The organism is Mycobacterium sp. 852002-51971_SCH5477799-a, assembly GCF_001667145.1.
Lineage (GTDB): Bacteria > Actinomycetota > Actinomycetes > Mycobacteriales > Mycobacteriaceae > Mycobacterium.
Map to the genome: position 1 here is coordinate 129,914 of NZ_LZIF01000086.1, position 16,743 is coordinate 146,656.

General features: G+C 66.6%; 12 protein-coding genes. 8 read left to right on the top strand and 4 right to left on the bottom strand.

Going from position 1 to position 16,743, the window contains the following annotated elements; all coding sequences use genetic code 11:
- Positions 1-132 precede the first annotated feature (132 nt).
- From A5753_RS12255 to A5753_RS12265, 3 genes are all read left to right on the top strand, one after another.
- Entirely contained in the window at positions 133-2,742 is a 2,610-nt protein-coding gene (locus tag A5753_RS12255) for an ABC transporter ATP-binding protein/permease (protein WP_067127770.1), read from the top strand.
- Positions 2,739-4,475, top strand: a complete 1,737-nt coding sequence (locus tag A5753_RS12260) for an ABC transporter ATP-binding protein (protein WP_067127773.1) — start codon at positions 2,739-2,741, stop codon at positions 4,473-4,475. The genes A5753_RS12255 and A5753_RS12260 overlap by 4 nt, the downstream gene beginning before the upstream one ends.
- Positions 4,476-4,556: 81 nt before the next feature.
- Complete coding sequence (locus A5753_RS12265; RefSeq protein ID WP_067127776.1) at positions 4,557-5,636, top strand: phosphotransferase family protein; 1,080 nt, start codon at positions 4,557-4,559, stop codon at positions 5,634-5,636.
- Here A5753_RS12265 and A5753_RS12270 read toward each other — a convergent pair.
- From A5753_RS12270 to A5753_RS12285, 4 genes are all read right to left on the bottom strand, one after another.
- Positions 5,622-8,948 carry a LuxR C-terminal-related transcriptional regulator gene (locus tag A5753_RS12270; protein ID WP_231990065.1) on the bottom strand — a complete coding sequence of 1,109 codons (3,327 nt, stop codon included), beginning with the start codon at positions 8,946-8,948 and terminating at the stop codon, positions 5,622-5,624. The two genes, A5753_RS12265 and A5753_RS12270, sit on opposite strands and share 15 nt — an antisense overlap.
- 63 nt (positions 8,949-9,011) lie before the next feature.
- Positions 9,012-9,440: a pyridoxamine 5'-phosphate oxidase family protein gene (locus tag A5753_RS12275; protein ID WP_067127779.1), complete on the bottom strand. Its 429-nt coding sequence runs from the start codon at positions 9,438-9,440 to the stop codon at positions 9,012-9,014.
- 48 nt (positions 9,441-9,488) lie between these two features.
- A complete protein-coding gene (locus A5753_RS12280) occupies positions 9,489-10,310 on the bottom strand; it encodes a mycofactocin-coupled SDR family oxidoreductase (protein WP_067127782.1) in 822 nt (273 codons plus the stop codon).
- A gap of 28 nt (positions 10,311-10,338) precedes the next feature.
- On the bottom strand, positions 10,339-11,511 hold the full coding sequence (locus A5753_RS12285) for an acyl-CoA dehydrogenase family protein (protein WP_067127785.1): 1,173 nt from the start codon (positions 11,509-11,511) through the stop codon (positions 10,339-10,341).
- Positions 11,512-11,639: 128 nt separating this feature from the next.
- Here A5753_RS12285 and fabG point away from each other — a divergent pair, with 128 nt between their 5' ends.
- Genes fabG through A5753_RS12310 form a run of 5 tightly spaced genes read left to right on the top strand, consistent with a single transcriptional unit; the run spans position 11,640 to position 16,701 of the window.
- Positions 11,640-12,374 carry a 3-oxoacyl-ACP reductase FabG gene (fabG, locus tag A5753_RS12290; protein WP_067128049.1) on the top strand — a complete coding sequence of 245 codons (735 nt, stop codon included), beginning with the start codon at positions 11,640-11,642 and terminating at the stop codon, positions 12,372-12,374.
- Complete coding sequence (locus A5753_RS12295) at positions 12,371-13,591, top strand: acetyl-CoA C-acetyltransferase (RefSeq protein WP_067127788.1); 1,221 nt, start codon at positions 12,371-12,373, stop codon at positions 13,589-13,591. Before fabG ends, A5753_RS12295 begins: the two co-directional genes overlap by 4 nt.
- Positions 13,588-14,787, top strand: coding sequence for a CoA transferase (locus A5753_RS12300; protein ID WP_067127792.1), 1,200 nt, complete (start codon positions 13,588-13,590; stop codon positions 14,785-14,787). Before A5753_RS12295 ends, A5753_RS12300 begins: the two co-directional genes overlap by 4 nt.
- A gap of 23 nt (positions 14,788-14,810) precedes the next feature.
- Positions 14,811-16,004 carry an acyl-CoA dehydrogenase family protein gene (locus A5753_RS12305; protein WP_067127795.1) on the top strand — a complete coding sequence of 398 codons (1,194 nt, stop codon included), beginning with the start codon at positions 14,811-14,813 and terminating at the stop codon, positions 16,002-16,004.
- A 4-nt stretch (positions 16,005-16,008) separates the two neighbouring features.
- Positions 16,009-16,701 (top strand): GntR family transcriptional regulator, encoded by a 693-nt coding sequence (locus A5753_RS12310; RefSeq protein WP_067127798.1) that lies wholly within the window; start codon positions 16,009-16,011, stop codon positions 16,699-16,701.
- Positions 16,702-16,743 lie beyond the last annotated feature (42 nt).

Genomic DNA, 16,743 nt, shown 5'->3' on the forward strand with positions numbered 1-16,743 from the left:
CAACCCTTAGTTTGTGGGGTAACGCGGCCCATGCCGGCCGCATCGATCCGTGGCCCCGGGGCGGTGAATCCGCCGGGTCGTCCAGATCGCCAAGGCCGTCGCTACGCGGGGCGCCGTGAGAAAGGACCGCTAATGGCACGCGGATTCCAGGGTGTGATGCTGCGCAGCTTCGGCGCGCGCGACCACAGCGCGACGGTCATCGAAACTGTCCGGATCGCCCCGCATTTCGTCCGGGTCCGCATGTCGTCGCCGACGCTTTTCGAAGACGTCGATGCCGAACCGGCTGCGTGGCTGCGGTTTTGGTTCCCGGACCCAGACGGATCGAAAACGGAATTTCAGCGCGCCTACACGATCTCGGAGGCCGACGCTCCCGCCGGTCGATTCGCGGTCGACATCGTGCTGCATGATCCCGCCGGCCCGGCGTCGCAATGGGCGCGGAAAGTGCAGCCCGGGGCCACCATCGCGGTCATGGCCCTGATGGGCTCGTCGCGGTTCGACGTGCCCGACGAACAGCCGGCCGGTTATCTGCTGATCGGTGACTCGGCATCCATCCCGGGGATGAACGGGATCATCGGCGTCGTCCCCGACGACGTCCCGATCGAGGTGTACCTCGAACAGCACGATGACAACGACACGCTGATCCCCGTCGCGCCTCATCCTCGACTGCGGTTGCACTGGGTTGCCCGCCATGACGAGAAGTCGCTCGCCGCCGCAATCGAGAGCCGGGATTGGTCCGACTGGTACGCATGGGCCACGCCCGAAGCCACGACGCTCAAGCAGGTGCGGGCGCGGCTTCGCGACGAATTCGGCTTTCCCAAATCAGAAGTTCACGCCCAGGCCTATTGGAGCGCCGGGCGCGCGATGGGCACCCGGCGCAACGAGCCGGAGGGATCCGATGGCGTTGCACCTAGCCTGTCCACGGAAGACATTGCGGCGCAAGTTGAATCGATTCAGCAGGGGTCCGACGCGACGCCTGCCGCGGCCCGCGGGAACTGGCGTGCGCAGGGCGCCGGCCGGCTCCTCGCGCCGCTGCGGTCGGCGCTGATCGTCTCGGGCGTGCTGCAGGCGGTGATCACGCTGGTGCAACTGGCGCCCTTTGTGTTACTGGTCGAGTTGGCCCGGCTCCTGGTTTCCGGGGCGTCCGCGTCCCGACTGGCCGACATCGGCGTCGTCGCGGTGTCGCTGCTGGGTCTGGGGGCGTTGCTCGGTGCCGCCCTCACCCTCTGGCTCCACGTCGTCGATGCGCGGTTCGCCCGAGATTTGCGATCGCGACTGTTGCGCAAGATGTCTCGGTTACCCCTGGGCTGGTTCACCGCACGGGGGTCGGGGTCGATCAAGCAACTGCTGCAGGACGACACGCTGTCCCTGCACTACCTGGTCACCCATGCCATTCCGGACGCGGTCGCCGCGGCGGTCGCGCCGGTCGCGGTGTTGGTCTACCTGTTCGCTGTCGACTGGCGGGTGGCGTTGGTGTTGTTCGTGCCCGTCCTCGTTTACCTGGTGCTGACGTCATCGCTCACTATCCAGTCGGGCCCGCGCATCCCGCAATCGCAGCGTTGGGCGGAGACGATGAGTGGCGAGGCCGGCGCATACCTGGAAGGCCAGCCGGTCATCCGCGTCTTCGGCGGGGCGGCCGCATCCAGCTTCCGGCGCCGCCTAGACGAATACGTCGGCTTTTTGGTCGCCTGGCAGCGCCCGCTGGCCGGCAAGAAAACCTTCATGGATCTAGTCACCCGTCCCTCCACGTTCCTCTGGCTCATCGCGGTCACGGGCACAGTGCTGGTGGTCACGGGCCGGATGAACCCGGTGGATCTGCTGCCGTTCTTGTTGCTGGGCACCACATTCGGCGCACGGCTGCTCGGCATCGCCTACGGCCTGGGCGGCATCCGCGCCGGCATGTTGGCCGCCCGACGCCTGCAGAACACGCTCGACGAGGCCGACCTCGCCGTGCGAGACATCGACGAGTCTCAGCCGGATGCAGCGGCCACGGTGGTGTTCGACAACGTCGGCTTCGGTTACCGCCCCGACGTCCCTGTCATCCATGGTGTCTCCCTGACCTTGCGACCCGGCACGGTCACCGCGCTGGTTGGCCCCTCCGGCTCGGGCAAGTCGACGCTGGCCGCCTTGCTGGCCCGGTTCCACGATGTCGGGCAAGGTTCGATACGTGTTGGGGGACAGGATATTCGGTCGATGACCGCCGACCAGCTCTATACCCAGGTTGGATTCGTGTTGCAGGAAACGCAATTGGTGCACGGCACCGTGGCGGAAAACATCGCCCTGGCCGCCCCCGATGCCACCGCGGCACAAATCGAGCAAGCGGCGCGCGAGGCCCAGATCCACGACCGCATCACGCGACTGCCGGACGGCTACGACACCATACTGGGCGCCGGAAGCGGGCTCTCTGGCGGGGAACGCCAACGGCTCACCATCGCCCGCGCGATCCTGGCCGACACCCCGGTGCTGATCCTCGACGAGGCTACCGCCTTTGCCGACCCGGAATCGGAATACCTTGTGCAGCAAGCACTCAACCGGCTGACGCGGGACCGCACCGTGCTGGTGATCGCCCATCGATTGCACACCGTCACCCGGGCCCACCAAATCGTCGTGCTTGACCACGGCCGGGTCGTCGAACGTGGCACGCACGACGAGTTGCTGACGGCCGACGGCCGATACCGACGGTTATGGGAGGGCGGCAGGCGCGACCAGCTGACCGCCGGCACGACCGGCGAGGGGGCACGATGATCCGCACGTGGTTGAGTCTGGTCCCGGCTGATCGGCGCAACCGGGTCATCACCTATACGGTGCTGGCATTGATCTCCGTGGTGGTGCGCGCTGTGGCCGCCGTGCTGCTGGTCCCTCTGGTCGGCGCGCTGTTCAGCGACGACCCGCAGCGCGCGCTGGTCTGGTTGGGCTGGCTGACCGCGGCCACCGTGACCGGATGGGCGATCGACACCGCAACGGCGCGTATCGGTTTCAATTTGGGTTTTGCCGTGCTGGATCACAGCCAGCACGACGTGGCGGATCGGCTGCCCGGTGTGCGGCTGGATTGGTTCACCGCCGAGCACACGGCGACGGCACGGCAGGCGATTGCGGCCACCGGTCCCGAACTCGTCGGTCTGGTCGTCAACCTGCTCACGCCGCTGATCTCCGCCGTCCTGCTGCCCGCGGCCATCGCGGTGGTCTTGTTACCGGTCTCCTGGCAGCTGGGGGTCGCGGCGCTCGGCGGCCTGCCGCTGCTGTTGGGCGCGCTGTGGGCATCGGCCCGCCTGGCGCGGCGCGCCGATGCTGCGGCCGCCGACGCCAATAGCACGCTCACCGAACGGATCATCGAGTTCGCCCGAACCCAGCAGGCGCTGCGAGCCGCGCGACGTGTCGAGCCCGCGAGGAGCCTGGTCGGCGACGCATTGGCCGCACAACACGGTGCCACCATGCGGCTGCTGTCCATGCAGGTTCCCGGGCAGCTGTTGTTCAGCCTCGCCAGCCAGCTTGCGCTGATCCTGCTGGCCGGCGCCACCACCGCGCTCACCGTGAAGGGAACGCTCACGGTGGCCGAGGCCATAGCGCTGATCGTCGTCATCGTGCGCTACCTCGAACCGTTCACCACTATCAGCGAGCTGGCGCCGGCGCTGGAAAGCACCCGCGCCACGCTCGACAACATTCGCTCGGTGCTGACCGCGCCGCTGGTGAGCGTCGGCGCCGCCACGCTGGCGAGCGCCGCCGCGCCGCGCATCGAATTCGACGACGTCACTTTCCGATATGACGGCGCCGGTGCGCCGGTGCTTGACGGGGTGAGCTTCACCTTGGAGGCGGGCCACACCACGGCGATCGTCGGACCGTCCGGCTCGGGCAAGAGCACCATCTTGGCGCTGGTCGCCGGGCTGCATGAGCCCACCGGCGGCCGGGTGTTGATCGGCGGAGTGGACGCGGCGACGCTGGACGGTGAAGCGCGGCGCGCGGCCAGCAGCGTGGTGTTCCAGCATCCCTACCTGTTCCACGGATCGATCCGCGACAACGTGTTCGCCGGAGATCCCGGCGCCACCGACGAGCAGTTCGCGCGGGCGGTGGCGCTCGCGCGCGTCGACGAGCTCCTCGGGAGGCTTCCCGATGGAGCCGACACCGTCGTCGGAGAGGCCGGCTCGGCACTGTCCGGAGGTGAGCGGCAACGGGTCAGCATCGCCCGCGCGTTGCTCAAGCCCGCGCCGATATTGCTGGTAGACGAGGCGACCAGCGCTCTGGACACCGAGAACGAGGCCGCGGTGGTCGATGCCCTCACCGCCGACCCGCAATCGCGCACCCAGGTGATCGTTGCGCATCGGCTGGCCAGCATCAGTCACGCCGACCGTGTCCTGTTCATCGACAACGGTCGGGTGGTCGAAGATGGAACGGTTGACGAATTGCTCGCTGCGGGCGGCCGTTTCGACGAATTCTGGCGCCAGCAGCACGAGGCCGCCGAATGGCGGATTCTGGCGGACTAGCGCACCGCGGTTGACCGCAACTCTTGCGGTATGCCTTACAGTTTGTCAGTCGGACCGAGCTGTACAGGAGGCGTGCTGCTTATGAGTGCTGTGCTGTCGATACCGCGTTACCCCGCCGACGTGACCCCGCAGTGGTTGTCGGCCGCGCTGTCTGGCAGCGGCACACCGGTCGAGGTTGCCGCCGTGGAGGTGGTCGCGATCGGCACCGGGCAGACGGGCGCTACCTATCGGGTGACCGCTCGCTACGCGAGCGATCCCGGTGATCTGCCGCGGACCTTTGTGATCAAGCTGCCCGCCCAGGACGACACGGTGCGCGACCGGGTGGTCATCGGCTATCGCAGCGAATGCGCGTTCTACTCCTCGGTGGTGGATCGGGTCCAAGTGCCGACACCGCGATGCTTTTATTCCGAGATCACCGATGACGCAATGAACTTCGCCCTGCTGCTCGCCGATCAGGCGCCGGCCGTGCAGGGCGATCAGCTCATCGGATGCGGCGAAACCGAAGCACGCCTTGCGGTTACGGCGCTGGCAGGCCTGCACGCACCCAGTTGGTGCGATCCCGTCTGGCTCGATTTTCCGGGCATCGCGTTCGGCCGGCCGGATGAAGCCGGCGCCAACGGCATGGGTGAGGTGGCGAAGATGAGCGCCGACATCACGCTGGAGAAGCTGGGCGATCGGATGAGCCCGGCAGACCGCAATACCTTCGGCGCGGCAATGGGTTCGATCACACCGTGGCTGCTGTCCGAGTACGACCGGTTCGCCTTGCTACACGGCGACTATCGGCTCGACAACCTGCTGTTCGATCCCGACCGAACGAGGGTCAGCGTGGTCGACTGGCAGACCCTGGGCGTGGGCTTGCCGGCTCGAGATCTCGCCTACTTCACCGCGACCAGTCTCAATTCGCAGTTGCGGGCCGACATCGAAGAAGATCTCGTCACCGACTACCACCGAGCGTTGACGGCCGGCGGCGTGAGCGGCTACGACCGCGAAACATGTTGGCGTGACTACCGGCTCGGGGTATTGCAGGCACCACTAATCTCGGCGCTGGGATTTGCGTTCGCCGCGGCCACCGAGCGTGGCGACGACATGGTGCTCACCATGCTCAGCCGCGGCTGCCAGGCGATCCGCGAGCTGGGGACGCTCGAACTAATCGGCCACTGATCGGCGAGACGCTTCTTGCGCTAACTGAATCCGCGTCGTGAGCCCGAGTTTGGCGTACACGTGGGTGAGATGGGTTTGCACGGTCCGCGGCGAGATGAACAGCCGGTCGCCGATGTCCTTGTTGCCCAGTCCTTCGCTGACGAGGCGGACTACGTCACGCTCGGTCGGGGTCAGCGAGTCCCAGCCGCTGGGCGGTCGCTTGCGTTCACCTCGCCCGCGGCGCGCATACGCGATTGCCTCGTCGGTGGACAGGCCCGTGCCCGCGTGCCATGCGGCGTCGAATTCCTTCTCCGTCAATGCATTACGGGTGGCATCGACCGATGCCTCGTAGTCAGCGTCGTATACCCGAAAGCGGACGATACCTGTTCGCTCACGCACCGCGTACGCCGCGCCGAATAGCCGTGCGGCTTCCAGGTGGCTGCCGGCGAGGTGGCCCAGGCGGGCAAGGCACTCGAGTAGGTCTGGAACGAAGAGGTGTGCTCGCAGTTCGGCGGCACGGGTCAGCGCGTCGTGGACGTCGCGTTCGGCCTGCCCGGGTTCGTTTTCTGCCAACGCGACGCGGGCGCGGGTCAACAGCGCCTGCACTGTGAACCAGCCGGCGCCCGCCGCAACGTCTTCCTCAGCGAAGCGGCGCGCGGACGCAAGGTCGCCACAGGCTAGCGCGACTTGGGCCGCTGGCTTCGCAGTGGTGGATGCGAGTGGCCAAGCGCCGAACCGCTCGCGCGCCGCATCGCTGGCTTCGCTGGCCGCCTCGATATCGCCGGCGGCCAAACTCGCGAAAGCCAGTGACGAGTAGACCACACCTTCCATGTACCGACCGATCTCAGCGGCGCCGTCGAGCGCCTCAAGGCCGACGGCACGTCCTTCGTCCGGTCGTCCGGTGTGCGCCGAAACGTGGCACAGACGCTCGCGGGCGGACACCTGCCAGATCAGACTGTGCGCCTCGTCGGCTTCGGTAATCAATTCGCGAAGTTGTGTCGCGGCGACGGTCGCGTCTCCGAACACCCATTGCGCCCCGATCAGACACCACCGGCATCCGCGCGAATAGCCTTGGTCGCCGATCGCGTCGGCAAGGTCCCGTCCCTCGGCCGCTGCCGCCACGACGGCGTCGGGATCACCGGTGCCGACTGTCGCCGTCAAGGCCTTGCTGTACAGGATTTGGGCCAGCCTCCAACGGTCACCCGTAGCGCGCGCCAAGTTATCCGCTTCCGACAGGTAAGGCTGGGCCAGTCGGGCGTCCCAGGCCGCGAGGCGTCCGCAAGCGGTAAGGGTGCGGGCAAGTAGTAGAGGGTCGTCCAGCTCACGCGCGATGGCCAACGAACGCTGGGCCCGCGCAAGGCTTCCCGCATCGCGCATGTTGTCCAGGAACGCCTTGTCGGCCAGCCCCCGAGCCATCGCCTGGGGCGTCACATCGGCGCCTCCGGTCTCAGCGTCGGCCAGGCCCGCATCGAGCCAGTCCGATCCCTCCCGGAGCCCACCCCGGGTGAGCCACAGCGGCTGCAGCGACGTGGCCAAGCGCAGTGCGCTGTCAGTGTCGGAGTTCTCCCGGCTCCACCCGAAGGCGGCACGCAGATTATCGATTTCGGCCTGCGCTCGGTCGAGCAGCAGCTCCAGGCTGATGTCACCTGGAGCGTCGAGTGTCGCCGCCATCGCGATGTAGTGGTCGCGATGTTGGTCCCGGACAGCGATGGCCTCAGCGGACTCGCTCAGTCTTTCCTGCGCATACTGGCGGATTGTTTCCAGCAATCGGTATCGCGTTGCGCCGCCGACGGATTCGGCGATTACCAACGATTTGTCAATCAGCAGAGCCAGCACATCGAGCACCTGGTGCGGCCCCAGATCCTTATCGCACACCACTTCCCGGCACGCGTCGAGGTCGAAGCCGCCCATGAAAACCCCGAGCCGACGGAACAAGATCCGCTCCGGTTCGGTCAACAGCGCGTGGGACCAGTCAACCGAGGCCTGCAACGTCTGCTGGCGGCGCACGGCCGTCCGCGACCCGCCGGTCAACAACCGGAATCGGTCTTGCAGCCCGGCGAGAATCTCGTCGGCAGACAACGCGCGCACGCGCGCCGCCGCCAGCTCTATGGCGAGGGGCATGCCGTCGAGCCGACGGCAGATCTCGTTGACTGCGGCGGCGTTGACGTCGTCGACACTGAACCCGGGACGCGCGTGCCGGGCGCGGTCTTCGAAGAGTCGCGCGGCGTCGCCCTCGAAGGACAGCGACGGCACCCGCCATATCACCTCGCCGCTCATGCCGATCGGCTCGCGACTCGTCGCCAAGGCCGTCAGTCGCGGGCAGGCCGCCAGCAGCGCGGCGGCGAGCCCCGCGCTGGCGTCCAGCAGATGCTCGCAATTGTCGAGCACCATCAGCATGTGCTTGTCGCCGATGAACTGGAGCAGGCTTTTCTCGGGAGAACGCCCCGGCTGATCCGGCAAACCCAACGTTCGGGCCGCGATTATCGGCACCAGGTCGGGGTCGGTGATCGGAGCCAGGTCGACATAGCAGATTCCGTCGGCGTAGTCGTCCGCGACGGAGGCGGCTACCTGCACCGCTAAGCGGGTCTTGCCCACGCCCCCGGCGCCGGTCAACGTCACCAACCTATTGTGCGCGAGAATGCTTCGCACATCGCCCATCTCGGCGTCGCGGCCCACGAAGCTGGTCAGCTGAGCGGGAAGATGTTGAGCGACAGAGTTTTCGGGGGCTTCACGCTTTCGAAGTGGCGGAAATTCGTTGCAGAGGTCGGGATGGCACAGCTGCACAACCCGCTCGGGACGGGGCAGATCCCGCAACGGATGGGTGCCCAGGTCGGTCAACCAGGCGTCGTCGGAAAGTGTGTCGGCAACGAGATCGCTGGTGGTGCCCGACAACACCGTCTGGCCGCCATGCGCGAGCTCGCGAAGTCGGGCGGTCCGGTTGATGGCCGGACCGACGTAGTTGTTCTCGTCACGCAATTGCACCTCGCCGGTGTGCACCCCGATTCGTAGCCGCAACGGCGCGAGGGGAGCGCGCTGCAACGCAAGCGCGCACGTCACCGCATCGGACGCTCGGCTGAAAGCGATGACGAAGCTGTCACCCTCACCCTGCTCGACCGGACGTACTCCGTGATGGGCGCTGACCAACTCGGCGAGTGTCTGGTCCAGCTTCGCGATCGCCGCGGTCATCTCCTGCGGTTGGGAGTCCCACAGCTGCGTCGAACCCTGGACGTCGGCCAGCAGCAACGTCACCGTGCCGGTCGGCAAGGGCTCGTTCATGCCTAGTTCGCTCCAGTCCAACGGCGGCACGTCCGGCCGTGGATCGATTTCGCTCATGGTAGCCAGCATGAGCTGAGCGCATGCCGTAAAACATCGGCGGATGCGCGTATATGTCGCGGCTCAGAGGTCGCCGGTGAAGTCGGCGCTCAGCCAGCGGTCGGGCCGGATGGTGAAGAGCACCTCCTCGACGCCTTCCATGCTTTGCACGAACGCGCGACCGCCTTCCTCGCCGAGGTATCGGATGGCGATCGATTCCTGTAGGTCGGCCGGGGCCGGCTTGGTGGTCTCGACGATGGTGCCTTCCACCACGACGTACTGATATGGCGGCTCCTCGCGCTGGACCACCAGCGTTACCGCCCCCGCCTGGGTGATGAGGCGGGCCTTGCGGCTCGATGCCCCGGTCATGATCCGGACGTCTCCGCCGGGGGTGTAGTCGTACCAGATCGGGACACTGGCCGGCGGCCGGCCTTCGGTGGCGGCGACGGACAGCACGGCCACATGCTTGTCGGCGAGGAACTCCTGGCGCTCGGTTTCGCTGAAGGCTTTCATGACGAGTGCAAACGCCGCGACGGAGAAGCTATTCCCGAGCGACGATGATCAGTACTGCGTCGAGCCCTGATCGACCGGGATCTGTGCGGCGGTGACCTTGCGCGACTCGTCGCTGGCCAGCCAGCACACGGTATCGGCGATCTCCTCCGGCTCGGCGACCCAGTCCGGCAAGAACGGCGTGAGGACGTGCGATAGCTGCGGGTTGGTCTCCATGGTCTTGCCCACCGCGTTGACCATGTCGCCGGAGCCCATCGCCGTGTTCACCGGACCCGGGTGGACGCTGTTGACCCGGATCGAGTGCTTGCCCAATTCCGCTGCGAAGGCCCGCGCCAGCCCGGTGACGGCGTGCTTGCTGGCGGTGTAGTGGATCATGAAGGGCTGCATCTTCATCCCGGCCGCAGAACTGATCAGGATGATCGAGCCGCCGCGGCCCCCCTCGATGATCTTGTCCGCGCCGGCCATCACGGTGTTCCAGGTGCCGGTCACGTTGATGTCCATGACATCGCGGAAGTTCTCCGGCGTGATGTCGTCCCATGCCTGCGGAGCCGCGACCCCGGCGTTGGCGACGATGATGTCCAGCCGGCCCAGCTCGGCGACGCCATCCGCGACCACCTTTCGCAGAGCGTCGAAGTCGCGGGTGTCGACTACCGTCGAGATGATCCGTCGGTTTGCTGCTTCGACCAGTCGCACGGTTTCGCTCAGGTCGTCGGGACTGGCCGGATCGTAGGGCACGCACGACGGCAGCTTGCCGGCGATATCGACGGCGATGATGTCGGCGCCCTCCTGGGCCATGCGCACCGCGTGCGCCCGGCCCTGGCCGCGGGCCGCGCCGGTAATGAATGCCACTCTTCCGGCAAGCCTGCCGCTCATAGTTCTCCTTTGTTGGGTCCGGCCACTCTCATCGCTGCGCCGCCTTGACGAGGTTCGATCCGATGATCAACCGCTGAATTTCACTGGTGCCCTCGTACAGCCGCAGCAGGCGGACATCGCGGTAGATTCGCTCGACGGCAACGCCCCGCATGTAACCCGTGCCGCCATGGATCTGCACCGCGAGATCCGCGACATTGCCGGCCATTTCGGTGCAGAAGACTTTGGCGGCTGACGGTGCGATCCTGCGATCCTCGTCGGCGACCCACAGCCGAGCGGCTTCGCGCACCAGCGCACGGCCGGCCATCACGCCGGTCTGCTGGTCGGCGAGCATGCCCTGCACCAGCTGGAAGCTCCCGATCGGGTTCCCGCCCTGCGTCGCGGTGGCGGCGTAGGACACCGATTCGTCGAGCGCGCGTTGAGCGGCGCCCACCGCGAGGCCGGCGATGTGCACCCGGCCGCGGGCCAACGAGGTCAGGGCCGCCCGGTATCCGTGGTCTTCACTGCCGCCGACGAGCGCATCGGAGCCGACGCGCACGTCGGTGAAATTGACGTCGGCCGTCCAGGCGCCTTCCTGGCCCATCTTGGCGTCCTTGGCGCCCACCTCGACACCGGCGGCGTCTGCGGGCACCAGGAAGACCGCGATTCCCGGACCCGCCTCGTCGGCGGGTCGAGTGCGCGCGAACACCACGAAGAGATTGGCGACGGGCGCGTTGGTGATGAAGCGCTTCTGCCCGGAGATCACCCAATCGTCGCCGTCACGAACGGCTTTGGTGCGCAAGCCGGCCGGGTTCGACCCGGCGCCGGGTTCGGTCAGTGCGAAGGACGCGACGACGTCGCCGGACGCGATCGACTCCAGCCAGCGGGACTTCTGTTCGTCAGTGCCGAACCCGACCAACACCTGTCCGGCGATGCCGTTGTTGGTTCCGAACATCGAACGCAGCGCCAGCGACGTGTAGCCCAACTCCATCGCCATCTCGACGTCCTGCATCAGGTTGAGGCCAAGGCCGCCCCACTCCTGGGGAATCGCGTAGCCGAACAGCCCCATCTTCTTGGCCTCGCCGCGCAGGTCGTCGGGGACGCGATCGGTGTCGAGGATCTCCTGCTCGCGGGGGACAACGGCGCTGCGGACGAATTGCCTTGTCTGAGCGAGGATTTCGCGGAAGTCCTCCCCGGAGACTTCAGCGGTTTCGTCGGTGGCCATGGGCTCCACACTCCTCTCTCGATCCGGGACACCCCGGTTCAGAGCAGGATCCTATATCAAATATGATATTTGCCTTACGGGTGCCCGGTGGAGGCGACAACAGTGAAGGATGTGTGATCCAGGTGGCGATGTTGGCAGGTCAGACCGCGGTAATCACGGGCGGAGCGCAAGGGCTGGGTCTGGCCATCGCGGAGCGCTTCGTGGCCGAGGGTGCGCGAGTCGTGCTCGGCGACGTCAACCTCGAGGAAACCCAAGTTGTGGCCAAGCAGTTGGGCGGCGATGATGTCGCGGTCGCGGTTCGCTGCGATGTCACCCAGTCGTCCGACGTCGAAACGTTGATCCAGACTGCGGTCGAGCGCTTCGGCGGCCTGGACATCATGGTCAACAACGCCGGGATCACCCGGGACGCGACGATGCGAAAGATGACCGAGGAGCAATTCGATCAGGTGATCAACGTTCACCTGAAGGGGACCTGGAACGGGACCCGGCTGGCCGCCGCCGTCATGCGCGAAAACAAGCGCGGCGCCATCATCAACATGTCCTCGGTGTCCGGCAAGGTCGGCATGATCGGCCAGACCAACTACTCGGCGGCCAAGGCCGGCATCGTCGGCATGACGAAGGCGGCGGCCAAAGAGCTTGCCTACCTGGGTGTCCGGGTGAACGCGATCGCTCCCGGATTGATCCGCTCCGCCATGACGGAGGCCATGCCGCAGCGCATTTGGGATTCCAAGGTTGCTGAGGTGCCGCTGGGCCGCGCCGGTGAGCCCAGTGAGGTCGCCAGCGTGGCGCTGTTCCTGGCGTCCGACCTGTCGTCGTACATGACCGGCACCGTCATGGAAATCACCGGCGGCCGCCACCTATGAGTGTTGACGCCGTCATCTGCGAACCCGTTCGGACGCCGATCGGCCGCTACGGCGGAATGTTCAAGGCGTGCAGCGCCGTCGACCTCGCCGTCACTGCGCTCAAAGGGCTGCTCGAGAGGACCGGGCTGGCGCCCGATGCCGTCCAGGACGTGATCCTCGGTCACTGCTATCCCAACAGTGATGCGCCGGCAATCGGGCGCGTGGTTGCGCTGGATTCCGGCCTGCCGGTGACGGTTCCGGGTATGCAGGTCGACCGGCGTTGCGGCTCTGGCCTGCAGGCGGTCATCCAAGCGTGCCTGCAGGTGGGCGCCGGGGACAATGACCTTGTCGTCGCCGGGGGTTGCGAGAGCATGAGCAACGTCGCCTTCTACTCCACCGACATGCGTTGGGGCGGCGCCCGCAACGGTGTACAGGTGCACGACGGGCTGGCCCGGGGACGCACGACCGCGGGCGGCCGCAACTACCCGGTGCCCGGCGGGATGCTGGAAACGGCCGAGAACCTGCGTCGCCAGTACAGCATCTCACGCCAGGAGCAGGACGAACTCGCCATGCGAAGCCACCAGCGCGCCGTCGCCGCGCAGAAAGACGGCATCTTGGCCGAGGAGATCATTCCGGTCGCGGTCCGCACCCGCAGCGGCGAGGAAGTCATCGACACCGACGAACACCCCCGCGCCGACACATCTGTCGAATCGCTGAGCAAGCTCAAACCCGTTCTGCTGAAGCATGATCCGGAGGCGACGGTGACCGCCGGCAACGCCAGCGGGCAGAACGACGCGGCATCGATGTGCGTGGTCACCACCCCGGAAAAGGCCGATGAATATGGCCTGAGGCCGTTGGTGCGCCTGGTGTCGTGGGGCGTGGCGGGGGTCGCGCCCAACGTCATGGGCATCGGCCCGGTGCCCGCGACAGAGGTCGCCCTGGCCAAGGCCGGCTTGCAGCTATCCGACATCGACCTCATCGAGCTCAACGAAGCCTTTGCCGCGCAAGCGCTTGCCGTGATGCGGGAATGGAACTTCGGCGCCGCCGACCACGAGCGGACCAATGTGCACGGCTCGGGAATCTCGCTGGGTCACCCGGTGGGCGCGACGGGCGGACGGATGCTGGCGACCCTGGCGCGCGAGCTTCATCGCCGCGGGGCGCGCTACGGCCTGGAGACCATGTGCATCGGCGGAGGCCAGGGCCTGGCCGCCGTCTTCGAGCGGGTCGTATCGCAATGACCGATTCCGCGTTGCCGTTGGACGGCCTGACTGTCGTGGAGGTCTCGAGTTTCGTCGCCGCGCCGCTGTGCGGCATGACGCTGAGTCAGCTTGGTGCAGAGGTCATCCGGGTCGACCCCCTGGGCGGCGCCTCTGATGTGCAACGCTGGCCCCTGGCGGCGGACGGCACCTCGATCTACTGGACCGGCCTGAACAAGGGAAAGCGTTCGGCCACCATCGATCTGCGCGCCCCGGACGGCCAAGAACTGGTCCAGCGGCTGATCGTCGAGGGGGACGGCATCATCGTGACCAACGCCGCGGGCTTGAGCTGGCTCAGCCACGAAGCCCTGGCGGCCAACCGCCCCGACGTGATTCACGTTCAGTTACTCGGGCGCGGTGACGGTTCCACCGGCGTGGACTACACGGTCAACGCGGGTCTCGGCTATCCGCTCGTCACCGGTCCGGCCGATCATGCCGGTGCGATCAATCACGTGCTACCCGCTTGGGACGTGTGCTGCGGGCTGTATGCCGCTCTCGCCGTCGTCACGGCCGTCCGCCACCGCGAGCGGTCCGGGGCGGGGGCCCGGATCAGCCTGGCGTTGGAGGACGTCGCCCTGGCCACCGCGGCCAACCTGGGGCTGCTGACGGAGCCGCAAGTCACTGGGACACAACGCGAACGGTTGGGTAACGCGATCTACGGCCAGTACGGGCAGGACTTCGTCAGCAGTGACGGGGCCAGGTTCATGGTGGTTACCTTGACCGGTCGGCATTTTCGCGACCTGCTTGCGGTGACGGGCACCGACGGCGCCGTGTCGGTGCTGGCCGAGGCGCTGGGCGCCGATTTCGGGTCCGAAGGCGATCGTTACCGCTACCGTGACGTGCTCTCCAGTTTGTTCGCCACCTGGTTCAGCGATCACACCGCCGACGAGATCACCATCGCGCTGTCCGGCACCACCGTGTTGTTCGAGCGGTACCGCACCTTCGCCGAGGTCGCCGCGGGGCCGAAAGTCACTGATAATCCGATGTTCTCGCGATTGCGGCAACCGGGTCTCGGCGAATACTTCGCCCCAGGGCTGCCGGCCGCATTCGACGGCACACACCCGGCCAGCGCGCCCGCGCCCGCCCTGGGACAGGACACCGCCGGTGTGCTCGCGCGGTTGGGGTTGGACGCCGCCGACATCGAGCGGCTAACGACCGCCAAGACCATCGCCTGCTGAGCAGCCGGAAGGAAACGCAGCGCATGACCAAACTCGCCCAGACCCTCGGATTGACCGACGTGCAGACCGAGATCATCGCCACCGTGAAAAAGTTCGTCGAGAAGGAAGTCATTCCCCACGCGGCCGAGCTGGAACGGACTGACACCTACCCACAGGCGATCGTCGACCAGATGCGGGAGATGGGCCTGTTCGGCCTGATGATTCCCCAGGACTACGGCGGGCTGGGCGAGTCGCTGTTGACCTACGCCTTGTGTGTCGAGGAACTGGCGCGCGGCTGGATGAGTGTGTCCGGCGTGCTCAATACGCACTTCATCGTGGCGTACATGCTGCGCCAGCACGGCACCGACGAGCAGAGGCAGCGGTTCCTGCCGCGGATGGCGGCCGGTGAAACTCGGGGCGCCTTCTCGATGTCGGAGCCGGAGCTGGGTTCCGACGTGGCCGCGATCCGCACCCGGGCCCGGCGCAACGACGACGGCACCTACACCATCGACGGCCAGAAGATGTGGCTGACCAACGGCGCCACTTCGACACTGGTGGCGGTGTTGGTGCGCACGGACGAAGGCTCGGACAAACCTCACCGCAACCTCACCGCGTTCCTCGTGGAGAAGCCGGTCGGCTTCGGCGAAGTCGTTCCCGGACTGCGCATTCCCGGCAAGATCGAGAAACTGGGCTACAAGGGCATCGAAACCACGGAGATGATCTTCGACGGCTACCGGGCCGGGGCAGACGACGTGCTCGGCGGCAGCACCGGTCAGGGCTTCTTCCAGATGATGGACGGCATCGAAGTCGGCCGGGTCAACGTGTCTGCCCGCGCGTGCGGTCTCGGGATTCGCGCCTTCGAGCTCGCGGTGCGCTACGCGCAGCAACGCGAGACCTTCGGCAAGCCGATCGCCGAGCATCAGGCCATCGCGTTCCAATTGGCCGAGATGGCGACCAAAGTCGAAGCCGCACATCTGATGATGGTCAACGCGGCGCGCTTGAAGGATTCGGGGGAGCGCAATGATGTCGCCGCCGGGATGGCCAAATACCTGTGCAGCGAGTATTGCACCGAAGTCACCCAGCAGAGTTTCCGGATCCACGGCGGCTACGGCTATTCCAAGGAATACGAAATCGAGCGGTTGATGCGTGACGCGCCGTTCCTGCTCATCGGTGAAGGCACCAGCGAGATCCAGAAGAACATCATCAGCAAGCGACTGCTCGCCGAGTATCAGGTGTAAGCAGATGAGCGTTCCGGATTTCGCTGCGCGGCCTCAACTTTCCGAGGACGTCGCGCGCCTCATCCGCCGTCGGATATTCGACGGGGCGTATGTCGCAGGATCGTATGTCCGGTTGGATCAATTGGCCGCGGAGCTGGGTATCAGCGTCACACCGGTGCGTGAGGCGCTGTTCGCGCTGTGCGCCGAAGGCCTGATAAACCAGCAGCCGCGCCGTGGCTTTGTGGTGCTGCCGGTCACCGGACGCGACGTCACCGATGTGGCGAATGTGCAGGCGCACGTCGGTGGTGAGTTGGCCGCGCGGGCGGCGCTCAACATCACCGACGAGCAGCTGCACGAGCTCAAGGAGATTCAGGCGCAACTGGAGGATGCTTACGCCGGCGCCGAACACGAACGAACCGTGCGGCTGAATCACGAATTTCACCGCGCCATCAATGTCGCGGCGGACTCGCCCAAGCTCGCTCAGCTGATGTCACAGATCACCCGGTACGCTCCCGAATCCGTGTTTCCCGCCATCGAGGGCTGGCCCGAGCAATCGATGCACGACCATCGGCGGATCCTGTCCGCGCTGAAAAAGCACGACGACAAGCTCGCCCGCGCGGCGATGTCGGAACATCTTGCCGCCGGCGCGGTGCCGCTGATCGACCACCTCGTTGCGCGCGGGGTGGTTGCCGACGTCGGCGGTCCAACGCCTTCCTGACGCCGCGTCGACCATGTACTCCAGACGAACACGTCAATCGGC